Here is a 12,484-nt window from a genome sequence, read left to right on the forward strand (position 1 = left end):
GCACCGTCCTCCCCCCGCCCTTCGTCGTCAACCGGTGGCGATGCATACCGGGATGACGTGATGTGATGGAAGCAATCGGAAGGGGTGATGGATCAGTAGCCGAGCGCGCGCAGGCCGGAGATCGCGGCCATGCCGACGAGCAGCGCCAGAAGCTCGCTGCGCCGCAGGATCATGGTGCCGACCGCCGCGAGAAGCGCAAGCGCCGCAGCCCAGCCCAGCCGCTCGATGAGCGGCAGCACCGTCGCCACCACGATCGAACCCGGCAGAGCCGCGAGCCCGCGCCGGACATGGGGCGTCAGCGGGATGATGCTCATCAAGGCTACGCCGGAGATGCGGCAGAGATAGGTCGCCGCCGCCATCGCGGTGATGGCGATGAGCGGCCCCCAGGTGCCGAGGTCAGGCAGCGTCATCGCGGAACGCCCCCGTAATCGCGCCGGCAAGCGAGCCGACGATGATGAAGGCGTAGCCATCGACCAGCCGGGCCGTGACCAGCGCGACGAGGCCGGCGACGACCCAGGGCACCATGCCGCGCTTGCCGCGCCAGAGCGGCACGATCATCGCGGCGAAGAAGATCGGCATGACCAGGTCGATGCCGTAGCGGCGCGGGTCGCTGACCAGCGCGCCGAGCATGTAGCCGCCACCGGTCGCGATCACCCAGACCAGCCAGAGCGCCAGTCCCGCGCCGACCAGCACGCCGAGATCGCGCCCGCCCTCGGCCCGGTAGCGCGTGCCGATCAGCCAGTTGGCATCGGTGAAGAAGAAGAGATGGAAGGCGTTGAGCGTCTTCGAGTACTTCGCGAACCAGGGCTGCAGCGAGGCGCCCTGCAGCACCATGCGCGCATTGACGGTCGCGGTGACCACCGCGATGCCGGCAATGGCGCCCCATGTCCATTCGGGACGCCACAGCTCCAACGAAACCAGCTGCGCGACGCCGGCATAGACGAAGCCGCTCATCAGCAAGGTCTCGAACAGGGAGAGCCCCTTCGCAGCCGCGGCCGCGCCGAAGGCGACGGCGAAGACGACGATGCCCGGCATCAGCACGGAGACCTTGCGCAGCCCGAGCATCATCCCGGCTGCGGTGATCGGCGCTTCCCCGGCGGCCGGCGGCGTGTTTGGTTCGGCTGACATCACTCTCCAGAAGCGGAAAGCCCGCTTGAACGTCAACGCGCATGAACAGCGCGGCTGCATGAATTCCGCGCAGGACGCGACAGCATGCGGCGGGAGCACTACAGATGGGCCATGCACTGGTTCGACAACGCCGATGCCATCGCCCCTGCCCTGCCCGCGATCTGGCTCGTCCGGACGGGCGTCAATCCGCGCAACCTGACCGAACGCGCGGCGCTGCGGCGCGGCACCGCGCGGCAGGTGCTGGCGCGCCAGCTGGGTTGCCGGGAAGACGATGTCGTCATCGATCACGACAAGGCCGGCCGGCCGCTCCTTGCCCTTCCTGAAACGCCAGGCCTTCACGTTTCGCTGGCGACGCGAGCCGGAGGGGTCGCCATCGGTCTGGCACAGCATCCGCTTGGGGTGGACGTTGAAAGCGTCGAGGCCAGGGCCATTGCGCCGCTCGACCTGCTGCATCCGGACGAGCGACGGTTTCTCGAGGCGACCGCCCCCTCCATTCGCCCCCTCGCCTTCGCCCGCCTCTGGGCCGCGAAGGAAGCCTATGTGAAGGCAATCGGCACTGGCTTCGTCCGGCCACCCGAGAGCTTTTGCGTCTCGCTGCCGTCAGAGACGCGCTTCAACGTCTTCGATCCGCTGTCGGGGACGGATCACCAGGGTGAGCTCCGTCTCATGAAAAACGGCGGCCAGGATGTCCTGGCCGCCGCTGCGATCGTTCTCGATTGAGCCTGAGGCTCAGCCCGGCTGGTCGGCCGGCTTCTTCTTCAGGACATAGCCGACGATGCAGACGAAGACCGCGCCGATCACCGCCGCCGCGTAGTGCGGCACATTCGCCGGGCCGATGCCGAGCGGGCTGACGTCGGTTGGAACCGGCACCACCCAGGTCGACCAGTTCGCCTGCAGCCAGCGCAGCACCGCGATGTCGCCGAGGATCATCTCGGCCGCGATCCAGCCGAGCAGCGCCGCGCCGAGCCAGACCAGGATCGGGAAGCGCTCGATGATCGAGGTCAGGAGCTGGGCGCCCATGATGATCAGCGGGATCGAGAGCAGCAGGCCGAAAACGAAGAGCTCGACATGTCCACGCGAGGCGGCGGCAATGGCGATGACATTGTCCAGGCTCATCACCGCGTCGGCGATGGCGATGGTCCGCACGGCCTTCCAGAGGCTTTCGCTCGCCTCGATGTTACCATGCGCCTCCTCCTCGCCGACGGCGAGCTTGATCGCGATCCAGAACAGCAGGATGCCGCCGATCACCTTCAGATAGGGCACGCCGAGCAGATAGGTCACGACCAGCGCGAAGAGGATGCGCAGGCCGACCGCCGCACTGGCACCGAGCCAGATGCCGACCTTCCTGCGGTTCTCCGGCAGCGAGCGGCAGGCGAGCGCGATGACGATCGCGTTGTCGCCCGAGAGCAGCAGGTCGATCCAGATGATCTGCAGCAGCGATACCCAGAAGGTGGAGGAGGAAAAATCCATCGTTGTTCTTGCCCTTTTGCCGGATGGTCAGTGGGCCGGATCGGGCCGGCGCGATTTGATGAGGTAGCCGAGGCCGACCACGAGCAGGGCGCCCAGGATCGCGGCCGGGTATTCCAGCTTGTGGAGCAGTTCCTCGCCGAAGCGGGCGATCAGCCAGGGGTCGCTCTCGAACATCTCGCCCGCGACCCAGCCCAGCAGCGCCGCACCGGCCCAGACCAGGATCGGGAAACGCGTCAGCAGGTTCGTGATCAGCGAGGCGCCGAGCACGATCAGCGGGATCGAGATGACGAGACCGGCGATCAGCAAGGGAATCGAATCCTTGGCGACGGCGGCAATCGCCAGCACGTTGTCGAGGCTCATGACGATGTCGGCGATGGCGACCGTCTGCACCGCCTTCCAGAGCTTGCTGCTGGCGGTGATCGAATCCTCGTCCTGACCTTCGTCCTCGACGATGAGCTTCACCGCGATCCAGATCAGCAGGCCGGCGCCGACGATGCGCAGGAAGGGCGTGTTGAGCAGCGAGGCGATCAGCACCGTGAAGAGGACGCGCAAGACCACTGCGACGCCAGCGCCGAGCGCGATGCCCTTGGTGCGCTGCGCCGGCGCCAGCGCCCGGCAGGCGAGCGCGATGACGACGGCGTTGTCGCCCGAGAGCACGATATTCAGCAGGATGATCTCGGCCAGCTTGCCCCAGACAAGCGGGTCGACAATGGAAACCGACGACAAATCCATGTCTTCAAACCTTTAAGTTCAAATTCCTGCTCAAAGCGCCTGCTCGACCGCCTTGCCGGCGGCTTCGGTACCCAGCGTGCCGCCAAGATCCCGCGTGCGGGTCCGGGCATCGCCGAGCGCGCGCTCGATCGCGGCCTCGATGCCCTTCGCCGCCTCGTGCTCGCCGAGATGGTCGAGCATCATCGCACCCGACCAGATCATGCCGACGGGATTGGCGATGCCCTGCCCGGCAATATCGGGCGCCGAGCCATGGACGGGCTCGAACAGCGAGGGATGATCGCCGGTTGGATTGATGTTGCCGGAGGGCGCGATGCCGATCGTGCCGGTGCAGGCCGGGCCGAGATCGGAGAGGATATCGCCGAAGAGGTTGGAGGCGACGACGACGTCGAAGCGGTCCGGATTGAGCACGAAATGCGCGGTCAGGATATCGATATGGTACTGGTCGACGGCGATATTCGGATAGCTCTTCGCCATCTCCTTCACCCGTTCGTCCCAGTAGGGCATGGTGATCGAGATGCCGTTCGACTTGGTGGCCGAAGTCAGCTTCTTGCGCGGGCGGCGCTGCGCCAGCTCGAAAGCGTATTTCAGCACGCGGTCGACGCCGACGCGGCTCATCACCGTCTCCTGGATGACGATCTCGCGCTCGGTGCCGGCATACATGCGCCCGCCGACCGAGGAATACTCGCCCTCGGTGTTCTCGCGCACGACGAAGAAGTCGATATCACCGGGCTTGCGATTGGCGAGCGGGCCGGGAACGCCCGGCATCAGGCGGACGGGGCGCAGGTTGACGTACTGGTCGAACTCGCGCCGGAACAGCAGCAGCGAGCCCCAGAGCGAGACATGGTCCGGCACCTGCTGGGGCATGCCGACGGCGCCGAAATAGATCGCGTCATGGCCGCCGATCTTCTCTTTCCAGTCGTCGGGCAGCATCTTGCCATGCTTGGCGTAGTAGTCGCAGGAGGAGAAATCGAACTGGTCGAGGCGCAGCTCGAAGCCGTATTTCTTCGAAGCGGCCTCGAGCACCCGCAGGCCCTCGGGCATGACCTCCTTGCCGATGCCATCGCCGGGGATCACGGCGATGCGGTAAACGCGGTTGGTCCCGGTCATGCGGTTTCTCCGAAGAAGGCCTTGAACTCCGCGGCGACGAGATCGGGGACCTCCTCCGCGAGATAGTGACCACCCGGCAAGGCATGGCCGTGCACATCCTGCGCACGCTCGCGCCACAAGGCCAGAGGGTCGAAGCATTTCCCGATGATGCCGCGCTCGCCCCACAGCGCCAGCAGCGGACAGGCGAGCTTTCTGCCGCCATCGGCATCGTCATGGGCGATGTCGATCGTCGCCGCCGCGCGATAATCCTCGCAGCTCGCATGGATCATCGCAGGATCGCGGAAGCAGCGCAGATATTCGGCAAGCGCCTCCGGCTCGAACAGACGCATGTCCGAGGCGCGCCGGCTCGTCCAGTAGAAATCCGGATCGCTCTCGATCATGCGCTCCGGCATCGGCGCGGGCTGGATCAGGAAGAACCAGTGCCAGTAGCCGCGGGCGAAGGCATCGGTGGTGTTGCGATACATCTCGCGCGTCGGCGCGATGTCGAGGGTCGCAAGCTTCAGCACGCGCTCGCCATGGTCGAGCGCCAGACGATGCGCGACGCGGGCGCCGCGGTCATGCGAGCCGACGAAGAAGCGCTCATGCCCCAGCGCGCTCATGACCTCTGACATGTCCTGCGCCATGGCGCGCTTCGAATAGGGCGCGTGATCGGGGGCGGTCGGCGGCTTGTCGGAATCGCCGTAGCCGCGCAGGTCGGGGCAGATCAGGGTGTAACGCTCGGCCAGCAGCGGGGCGACCCGGCGCCACATGATGTGCGTCTGCGGATAGCCGTGCAGCAGCAGCAGCGGCGGCCCCTCCCCGCCCGCCCGCACGCGAATCCGCGCGCCCGACGTCTGAACGTCGAGCAGGCGAAAACCGGAGAACAGATTGTCCGTGGCGGGACGTTCGGTGAGAACCATAGGACCGCGAAGATGCAAGAATGCGTCAGCGCTTACCCCGAAAGCGCAGGGATTTCGCGCACGGATTATTACACAATCCTGATCAATGGTGGGAAGGGCGCCCCGCGCCGCGTCATTCTCGGGCGCCGCGAAGCAGTAACCCGAGAATCTCCGGCCGAAACGAGCGCGGGAGCCTCATCCGGCACGGGATGCTCGGGTCAGGCCCGAGCATGACGCGCGTTATTGGATGACGCTGTCAGCCCCGCAGCGTCGCGCCGTAGCGCTTGCCGATCTCGGCGACGATCTTGCTGCCGACGGCTTCGATCTCGGCCTCGGTCAGCGTCTTCTCGGTCGGCTGCAGCGTGACCGCCAGCGCGACCGACTTCTTGCCGGCCTCGACGCCCGCGCCTTCATATAGATCGAAGACACCGACATTGGCGATCAGCGCGCGGTCGGTGCCCTGCGCCGTCTTGACCATGTCGCCGGCCGCCACCGCCTTGTCGACGATGAAGGCGAAGTCGCGCGTCACCGGCTGGAAGTCGGACAGCGCGAGCTTCGGCTTGACCTTGGTCGGCTTGGCCTTGGGCAGCGGCAGCACGTCGAGATGAATCTCGAAGGCGACCAGCGGCCCCTTCACGTCGAGCGCCTTGAGGATCTTGGGATGAACCTCGCCGAAGGCACCGATGACGCCCTTGGGGCCGAACTGGAGCGTGGCCGAGCGGCCGGGATGGGCCCAGGCCGGACCGCCGGCGACAATCTGGAGACCGCCGGTCGGAATGCCGAGCCCCGAGAGCAGGCCGAGCACGTCCGCCTTGGCATCGAACAGGTCGACGGGCTTGGCGCCACCATCCCAGCGGCGGCCGACGCCGTCGAGACGGGCACTGCCGCGGCGCAGGCCAGCCGCCGCGATGAGCTGGCCTTCCGGCTCGTCGCTCTTGAAGATCTGGCCGACCTCGAACAGCGCGACATCGGGATAGCCGCGATCGGCGTTGCTCTGTGCGCCGCGGATCAGGCCCGGCAGCAGCGAGGGGCGCATGTCCGAGAGATCGGCTGCGATCGGGTTGGCGAGCGCGAGCCTGGGCGAACCACCGCCGAAGAGCTTGGCCTGATCATGCGAGATGAAGGACCAGGTCACGGCCTCGACGAGGCCGCGCGCCGCAAGCGTGCGCTTGGCGATGCGCGTGCGCTTCTGCAGCACGGTGAGCACCGGCTTGATCACCTCGCCCTTGATGCGCGGCAGCGGCGTCGAGGCGACGCGATCGAGGCCGGCGATACGCACGATCTCCTCGACGAGATCGGCCTTGCCGCCGACATCGGCACGCCAGGACGGCGGCGCCACCTTGACGCGGTCGCCAGCGCCCGAGACATGGAAGCCGAGCGAGGTCAGCGCCAGTTTCATTTCCGCCTGCGGCAGCTCCAGCCCCGTCAGGCGCTTGACCTCGGACCAGGGGAAGTCGATCGCGCCGGGGCTATCCGGCAGGTCGCCGACGAACTCCATCTCGGACGCTTCGCCGCCGCAGAGCTCGATCACCAGCGCGGTCGCGAGGTCGAGGCCGGGGCGTGTGAAATCGGGATCGACGCCGCGCTCGAAGCGATAGCGCGCATCCGAATTGATGCCGAGCGCGCGGCCGGAGCGGGCGGTGTTCAGCGTGTCCCAGAGCGCGCTCTCGATCAGCACGTCGGTGGTCGCCTCGCTGCTGCCCGAGGCTTCGCCGCCCATGATGCCGGCAAGCGATTCAACGCCATGCTCGTCGGCGATGACGACCTGCTCGTCGGTCAGCGTATAGGTCTTGCCATCGAGGGCGAGGATGGTCTCGCCGGGCTTCGCGCGGCGCACCGTGAGGTTGCCCTTCACCTTGGCGGCGTCGAAGACATGCAGCGGCCGGTTGCGGTCGAGCGTCATGAAATTGGTGATGTCGACCAGCGCGTTGATGGGGCGTAAGCCCACGGCGCGCAGGCGCGCCTGCAGCCAGTCCGGCGAGGGGCCGTTCCTGACGCCCCGCACCAGGCGCAGCGCGAAGGCCGGGCAGAGCTTCCGGTCTTCCTCGGCGAAGTCGAGGGTGACCTTGACCGGGCATGGGAAGGAGCCGCGCACCGGCTGGATGACCTGCGACTTGAGCTTGCCGATACCGGCGGCAGCAAGGTCGCGGGCAATGCCCGCGACGCCGAGCGCATCGGCGCGGTTCGGCGTCACCGCGATCTCGATCACGGCATCGTCGAGCCCGGCATAGGGAGCGTAGGGCTGGCCGACCGGCGCATCGGCTGGCAAATCGATGATGCCGTCGTGATCATCGGAGAGCTCGAGCTCGGCTTCCGAGACCAGCATGCCGTTCGATTCGATGCCGCGGATCACGCCCTTGCCGAGCGTGACCTTCTTGCCGGGGATATAGCTGCCCGGGGGGGAAAACACGCCCTTCATGCCGGTGCGGGCATTCGGCGCGCCGCAGACGACCTGAACGGGTTCGCCCGCGCCGGTATCGACCATGCAGACGCGTAGGCGATCGGCATTCGGATGCTGCTTCGCCTCGATGACATAGGCGATGGTGAAGGCCGAAAGCGCGGCGGCGCGATCCTCGATCGCCTCGACCTCGAGGCCGACGCGGGTCAGGGCATCCGTGATCTCCGTAACGGAGGCGTCGGTATCGAGATGCTCTTTGAGCCAGGAAATCGTGAACTTCATGCGTCTACGTCCATCGGGGCGAGCACTTCCACCAGACGGAAGCGTTCGCAAAGCAAGGGCATGTCGGGGCTGAAGACACCGATGCGCCGAAAATAGGTTTCGTGGGCGTCCCGCCAGAAGGCCAGGGAGCGGTCGCCCTCCCCTTCGTCGAAGGCGAAGGCCTCGTCAACTTCGTCGAAGCGCCGCTCGATGAGTTCGAGCGTCTCGATGACGCAGACGGCCCGTCCGGTGCCGTCGAGCACGACCCAAAGCTCGTTCAGCTTCGGGCAATCGGGCGCATCGAGCGTGTTCACCGTCGCGATCTTGCGGCCGCTGACGACCAGCGCCGCGAGTTCGGTCGCCAGCTCCGGACTGTCGCCGAAGGAAAAGCTCGGGCAGCCGCGATAGCGCTCCGGCAGGGACGCGATCAGGTCAGTGGCCATCGCGCCCTGCCTGTGCCGGTGCAGCCGGCACCGCATCGTTGAGCTTGTTGGCGCCGTCGGTGCGGATCTTCATCGCGTTGCCGCGCCAGCTCACCTCGCCCCCGACGAAGGCATAAACCCAGATGCCGGGAAAGGTGATGTCGCGCGCCAGCATGGCGAAGGGCGAACGCCAGTTCAGGAACCAGCCAACGCTGGCCGAGAGCACGATATCTCCGGCATACCAGACCAGCAGCACGAGCAACGGCGCCAGCCAGACCGGCAGGCCGAGAGCGGAAGCCCCGAAAACGGCCAGCAGAGCCGCCAGGAAGGGCGTGGCCAGAATTTCCAGCGCAAAGAAGGGCAGGAAGGTCACGCGACGGAGCCGCGCCCAGCGGAACTGGCGCTGCACGGCGTCCCTCAATCGGCGCCGGCCAAGCGGCTGCTCGAAGGGCTGGCCGACGAGATGGACCTGCCGGCCGGTATTGCGCACCAGCTTGGTCGAGGCCGCGTCCTCGGCGATCTCGGCGCCGAGCGCGGCGATGCCGCCGTTCGCGTCGAGGAAGGGCTTGTTCCAGAGCATCGACTTGCCCTGCGCGAAGCCGAGGCCCAGCGCCTCGCCGACATATTGCCAGCGCGCCTGGAAGGCGTTGAGGAAGGCGCATTCGACTTCGGCGCCGAAGCATGCCGGCCGGGAACCGGCCGGCGTCGAGCAGACCAGACCGGTCGTCGGCTGCCAGGCGGCCAGCATGCGCTGGATATAGTCCTTCGGCATCAGCACGTTGGAATCCGCGAGGATGACCCAGTCGGTCGTTGCTGCCTCCCAGCCGCGCACGCAGTTGTTGAGCTTGGGGTTGGCGCTGACGGGTACGTCGCCAACGATCAGGCGGATCTTCTCCGCGCCGTGGATGCCGATCAATTCCTCGATCAGCGGGATGATCGGGTCATGCGCGTCGGCGACGCAGAAGATCGTGCTGTAGCGGGGATAGTCGAGTTCGAGACCGGAGACGGCCGTCTCGCGGCTGAAGGCCTCGATGCCGCGCACCGGACGGACGATGGTGACCGGCGGCAAGGTATCGAGCAGGGCCGAGCCTTGCAGGGGCCGGCGCAGCCGCCAGAGCGCAATGGCCTGGCTGACCAGGTTCATCGCGACCAGCAGCACGGCAATCGCCGCCGCCCAGCCCGCAGGCGTCATCGCGCCCTCCCCTGTCCGGCCCGTGCCGTCACGAGGAGAGGCCGCCCGTCAGCGTCGGCAGGTCGAGCGGACGGAAGCCGTAATGCGCAAGCCAGCGCACGTCGGCCTCGAAGAAGGGGCGCAGGTCCGCCATGCCGTATTTCAGCATGGCGATGCGGTCGATGCCCATGCCCCAGGCGAAGCCCTGATAGACCTCCGGGTCGAGCCCGCAATTCTTCAGCACATTCGGGTGGACCATGCCGCAGCCGAGGATCTCCAGCCAGTCGTCGCCCTCGCCGAAGCGGATCTCGCCGCCCTTGCGCGAGCACTGGATGTCGACCTCCATCGAGGGCTCGGTGAAGGGGAAGAAGGACGGGCGGAAGCGCATCTTCACGTCGTCGATCTCGAAGAACGCCTTGCAGAACTCTTCCAGAACCCATTTCAGGTGGCCGAGATTGGCCGACTTGTCGATGACGAGCCCCTCGACCTGATGGAACATCGGGGTGTGGGTCTGGTCGGAATCGTTGCGATAGGTCCGGCCCGGACAAACCACGCGGATCGGCGGCTCCTGCGCCAGCATGGTGCGGACCTGCACCGGCGAGGTGTGGGTGCGCAGCAGCTTGCGCTCGCCATTCGAATCCGGCGCGAAGAAGAAGGTGTCGTGCATCTCGCGGGCGGGATGGCCGACCGGGAAATTCAGCTTGGTGAAGTTGAGGTCATCGGTCTCGACATCCGGCCCTTCGGCGATGGCGAAGCCCATATCGCCGAAGATCGCGGTGATCTCGTCGATGACCTGGCTGATCGGATGGATGCGGCCGCGCGCTTCCGGACCCTCCTGCACCGGCAGCGACACGTCGACGCGCTCGGAGGCGAGCCGGGCTTCCAGAGCGGCCTCGCCCAGCGCTTCCTTGCGGGCCGCGATGGCGCCCTGAACCCGATCGCGCAGGCCGTTGATCTGCGGGCCCTTCTCCTTGCGCTCGTCCGGCGTCATCGCGCCAAGCGTCTTGAGCAGCGCCGAGATCGAGCCGGATTTGCCGAGCGCAGCGATGCGCAGATCCTCGACGGCGGCTTCGTCGGCGGCAGTATCGATCGCGGCGAGGACGTCGCGTTCCAGAATGGCGATATCGGTCATGAATTTAAGTCGCAAGCGTTTGAAGGCGTGGGAACGGGCGCGTTCTAGCGGGAACGGCCGGCTTATGCCAGAGCGAAGCGACGACTTGAGGAGGATGCCTTGACCGACAATACCGCCCAGAAGGATTCGCCGTCCTATCGGCTGGCCGCGCTCGACCCCGATTTCATCCTGGGCGATTCGACCCGCGGCGCCCGCTTCATGCTGGAGTACCAGAAGGCGGAGGACAGCTTGAGGGCGCGCGGCGTCGTCTCGACCATCGTCGTCTTCGGCTCGGCGCGGGTGCGCGAGGGCAATCCCTGGTACGAGGCCGCCAGGCAGTTCGGCCACATCGCCTCCGAACGCGGCGGCGCACTGCGGAATGGCGAGGCCGGCCGCCATCACGTCATCGCCACCGGCGGCGGCCCCGGCATCATGGAAGCCGCGAACCGCGGCGCAACCGAAGCCGGCGCGATCTCGATCGGCTTCAACATCACCCTGCCGCACGAGCAGGAGCCGAATGCCTGGTCGACGCCGGACCTGACCTTCCTGTTCCACTATTTCGCGATGCGGAAGATGCATCTGGCGATGCGGGCCGCGGCGCTGGTGGTGTTTCCCGGCGGCTTCGGCACGCTCGACGAACTGTTCGAGATCATGACGCTGGTCCAGACCGGCAAGATGGGGCGGGTGCCAATCGTGCTCTACGATTCCGGCTACTGGAAAGGCCTGCTGAACCTCGATGCGATGGCCGCGGCCGGCTTCATCCGGCCCGATGACCTCAAGCTGTTCAGCTACGCGGATTCGCCCGAGGAGGCTTACGATCGGATCGTCGAAGGCGCCGGCGAAGGCTGGAACCCGCCGAAGAACGGCAGCGTGCAGACATAAAGCGACAACGAAAAAGGCCGGCGTCACCGCCAGCCTTTTCCAATTCAGCGATGCAAGGCTGCTCAGGCGGCCTTGGCTTCGGCGCCCAGCACGCCCTTGACCGTCTCGACCACGGCAGCGAACGAGGCTGCATCGTCGATGGCCATGGCCGACAGGGTCTTGCGGTCGAGTTCGATGCCCGACTTGATCAGGCCACCGATGAAGGCCGAATAGGTCAGGCCGTGCTCGCGCACCGCAGCGTTGAGACGCTGGATCCAGAGCGCACGGAAGGTGCGCTTCTTGTTCTTGCGGTCGCGATAGGCGTACTGCATCGAGCGATCGACGGCCGCCTTGGCGGCGCGGATCGTATTCTTGCGGCGGCCATAGAAGCCCTTGGCGGCCTTGAACGTCTTCTTGTGCTTGGCGTGGGCTGTTACGCCCCGTTTCACGCGAGCCATGTCATGATCTCCGGAATGTCAGGTGGCGTCAGCCGTTGGGAAGAAAGAACTTCTTCACGTTGGCCGCATCGCCCTCGAACAGGACGGTGGTGCCGCGGTGATTGCGGAGCTGCTTGTTGGTCCGCTTGATCATCCCGTGACGCTTGCCGGCCTGGGCGTACATCACCTTGCCGGTTCCGGTGATCTTGAAGCGCTTTTTAGCGCTCGACTTCGTCTTGATCTTGGGCATTTGAGCTCCTCAATGGTCGTGGCTGCGCGTCTTTTGAACGCGTTGCCAATGTCTTGCTTTCAGGAAGCAAAGCACGATCGCCACGGCAGCCCTTATCAGCCGGGCGATCGAAGGCCGGGCCTATCGCAGAAAATGACCGCTATTGCAAGTGCGAAGCCGGCAATAACCGGTGAGGCTGCCCGGAAAAGCAGCAGCCCTTCGTCTGCCTTCTTCAAACGATCGTCACGCCGTAAGGTCAACAGGCGTGTTCCGCATCTG

At 66.3% G+C, this 12,484-nt stretch carries 14 protein-coding genes; 2 read left to right on the top strand and 12 right to left on the bottom strand.

The window, feature by feature from the left end; all coding sequences use genetic code 11:
• Positions 1 to 92 precede the first annotated feature (92 nt).
• Together BLQ70_RS03735 and BLQ70_RS03740 are read right to left on the bottom strand one after the other, a co-directional pair.
• The gene (locus BLQ70_RS03735; RefSeq protein WP_091855850.1) at positions 93 to 410 is read right to left on the bottom strand and encodes an AzlD family protein; all 318 of its coding nucleotides are present in this window, start codon (positions 408 to 410) and stop codon (positions 93 to 95) included.
• Entirely contained in the window at positions 397 to 1,128 is a 732-nt protein-coding gene (locus BLQ70_RS03740; protein WP_091855851.1) for an AzlC family ABC transporter permease, read from the bottom strand. The genes BLQ70_RS03735 and BLQ70_RS03740 overlap by 14 nt, the downstream gene beginning before the upstream one ends.
• 111 nt (positions 1,129 to 1,239) lie before the next feature.
• Here BLQ70_RS03740 and BLQ70_RS03745 point away from each other — a divergent pair, with 111 nt between their 5' ends.
• Positions 1,240 to 1,848 carry a 4'-phosphopantetheinyl transferase family protein gene (locus tag BLQ70_RS03745; protein ID WP_170843297.1) on the top strand — a complete coding sequence of 203 codons (609 nt, stop codon included), beginning with the start codon at positions 1,240 to 1,242 and terminating at the stop codon, positions 1,846 to 1,848.
• A gap of 9 nt (positions 1,849 to 1,857) precedes the next feature.
• On the opposite strand, the gene BLQ70_RS03750 is transcribed toward BLQ70_RS03745, so the two are convergent.
• From BLQ70_RS03750 to pheS, 8 genes are all read right to left on the bottom strand, one after another.
• Positions 1,858 to 2,598 carry a TerC family protein gene (locus BLQ70_RS03750; RefSeq protein ID WP_061964747.1) on the bottom strand — a complete coding sequence of 247 codons (741 nt, stop codon included), beginning with the start codon at positions 2,596 to 2,598 and terminating at the stop codon, positions 1,858 to 1,860.
• 27 nt (positions 2,599 to 2,625) lie between these two features.
• A complete protein-coding gene (locus BLQ70_RS03755) occupies positions 2,626 to 3,330 on the bottom strand; it encodes a TerC family protein (protein ID WP_061964749.1) in 705 nt (234 codons plus the stop codon).
• A gap of 30 nt (positions 3,331 to 3,360) precedes the next feature.
• Entirely contained in the window at positions 3,361 to 4,437 is a 1,077-nt protein-coding gene (locus tag BLQ70_RS03760; RefSeq protein WP_091855853.1) for a tartrate dehydrogenase, read from the bottom strand.
• On the bottom strand, positions 4,434 to 5,336 hold the full coding sequence (locus BLQ70_RS03765) for an alpha/beta fold hydrolase (RefSeq protein ID WP_091855854.1): 903 nt from the start codon (positions 5,334 to 5,336) through the stop codon (positions 4,434 to 4,436). The genes BLQ70_RS03760 and BLQ70_RS03765 overlap by 4 nt, the downstream gene beginning before the upstream one ends.
• Positions 5,337 to 5,571: 235 nt before the next feature.
• Positions 5,572 to 7,995 (bottom strand): phenylalanine--tRNA ligase subunit beta, encoded by a 2,424-nt coding sequence (pheT, locus tag BLQ70_RS03770; protein ID WP_091855855.1) that lies wholly within the window; start codon positions 7,993 to 7,995, stop codon positions 5,572 to 5,574.
• The gene (locus BLQ70_RS03775) at positions 7,992 to 8,417 is read right to left on the bottom strand and encodes an ASCH domain-containing protein (protein ID WP_170843298.1); all 426 of its coding nucleotides are present in this window, start codon (positions 8,415 to 8,417) and stop codon (positions 7,992 to 7,994) included. Before BLQ70_RS03775 ends, pheT begins: the two co-directional genes overlap by 4 nt.
• Positions 8,407 to 9,588, bottom strand: coding sequence for a ceramide glucosyltransferase (locus BLQ70_RS03780; RefSeq protein WP_091855856.1), 1,182 nt, complete (start codon positions 9,586 to 9,588; stop codon positions 8,407 to 8,409). The genes BLQ70_RS03775 and BLQ70_RS03780 overlap by 11 nt, the downstream gene beginning before the upstream one ends.
• A 28-nt stretch (positions 9,589 to 9,616) precedes the next feature.
• Positions 9,617 to 10,699, bottom strand: a complete 1,083-nt coding sequence (pheS, locus tag BLQ70_RS03785) for a phenylalanine--tRNA ligase subunit alpha (protein WP_061964761.1) — start codon at positions 10,697 to 10,699, stop codon at positions 9,617 to 9,619.
• A 99-nt stretch (positions 10,700 to 10,798) separates the two neighbouring features.
• Here pheS and BLQ70_RS03790 point away from each other — a divergent pair, with 99 nt between their 5' ends.
• Positions 10,799 to 11,560, top strand: a complete 762-nt coding sequence (locus BLQ70_RS03790; protein WP_091855857.1) for an LOG family protein — start codon at positions 10,799 to 10,801, stop codon at positions 11,558 to 11,560.
• A gap of 62 nt (positions 11,561 to 11,622) precedes the next feature.
• On the opposite strand, the gene rplT is transcribed toward BLQ70_RS03790, so the two are convergent.
• Positions 11,623 to 11,997 carry a 50S ribosomal protein L20 gene (gene rplT, locus BLQ70_RS03795; protein ID WP_061964765.1) on the bottom strand — a complete coding sequence of 125 codons (375 nt, stop codon included), beginning with the start codon at positions 11,995 to 11,997 and terminating at the stop codon, positions 11,623 to 11,625.
• 28 nt (positions 11,998 to 12,025) lie between these two features.
• Positions 12,026 to 12,226, bottom strand: coding sequence for a 50S ribosomal protein L35 (rpmI, locus tag BLQ70_RS03800; RefSeq protein ID WP_061964767.1), 201 nt, complete (start codon positions 12,224 to 12,226; stop codon positions 12,026 to 12,028).
• Between the last annotated feature and the right edge of the window lie 258 nt (positions 12,227 to 12,484).

The sequence above is a fragment of the Allobosea robiniae genome (assembly GCF_900102525.1).
GTDB classification, from domain to species: Bacteria; Pseudomonadota; Alphaproteobacteria; order Rhizobiales; family Beijerinckiaceae; genus Allobosea; species Allobosea robiniae.

Bases quoted from the DNA above. Each gene is read 5' to 3' on its own strand.
- BLQ70_RS03735 (WP_091855850.1), bottom strand. From the start codon at position 410: ATGACGCTGCCTGACCTCGGCACCTGGGGGCCGCTCATCGCCATCACC.
- BLQ70_RS03740 (WP_091855851.1), bottom strand. From the start codon at position 1,128: ATGTCAGCCGAACCAAACACGCCGCCGGCCGCCGGGGAAGCGCCGATC.
- BLQ70_RS03745 (WP_170843297.1), top strand. From the start codon at position 1,240: ATGCACTGGTTCGACAACGCCGATGCCATCGCCCCTGCCCTGCCCGCG.
- BLQ70_RS03750 (WP_061964747.1), bottom strand. From the start codon at position 2,598: ATGGATTTTTCCTCCTCCACCTTCTGGGTATCGCTGCTGCAGATCATC.
- BLQ70_RS03755 (WP_061964749.1), bottom strand. From the start codon at position 3,330: ATGGATTTGTCGTCGGTTTCCATTGTCGACCCGCTTGTCTGGGGCAAG.
- BLQ70_RS03760 (WP_091855853.1), bottom strand. From the start codon at position 4,437: ATGACCGGGACCAACCGCGTTTACCGCATCGCCGTGATCCCCGGCGAT.
- BLQ70_RS03765 (WP_091855854.1), bottom strand. From the start codon at position 5,336: ATGGTTCTCACCGAACGTCCCGCCACGGACAATCTGTTCTCCGGTTTT.
- pheT (WP_091855855.1), bottom strand. From the start codon at position 7,995: ATGAAGTTCACGATTTCCTGGCTCAAAGAGCATCTCGATACCGACGCC.
- BLQ70_RS03775 (WP_170843298.1), bottom strand. From the start codon at position 8,417: ATGGCCACTGACCTGATCGCGTCCCTGCCGGAGCGCTATCGCGGCTGC.
- BLQ70_RS03780 (WP_091855856.1), bottom strand. From the start codon at position 9,588: ATGACGCCTGCGGGCTGGGCGGCGGCGATTGCCGTGCTGCTGGTCGCG.
- pheS (WP_061964761.1), bottom strand. From the start codon at position 10,699: ATGACCGATATCGCCATTCTGGAACGCGACGTCCTCGCCGCGATCGAT.
- rplT (WP_061964765.1), bottom strand. From the start codon at position 11,997: ATGGCTCGCGTGAAACGGGGCGTAACAGCCCACGCCAAGCACAAGAAG.
- rpmI (WP_061964767.1), bottom strand. From the start codon at position 12,226: ATGCCCAAGATCAAGACGAAGTCGAGCGCTAAAAAGCGCTTCAAGATC.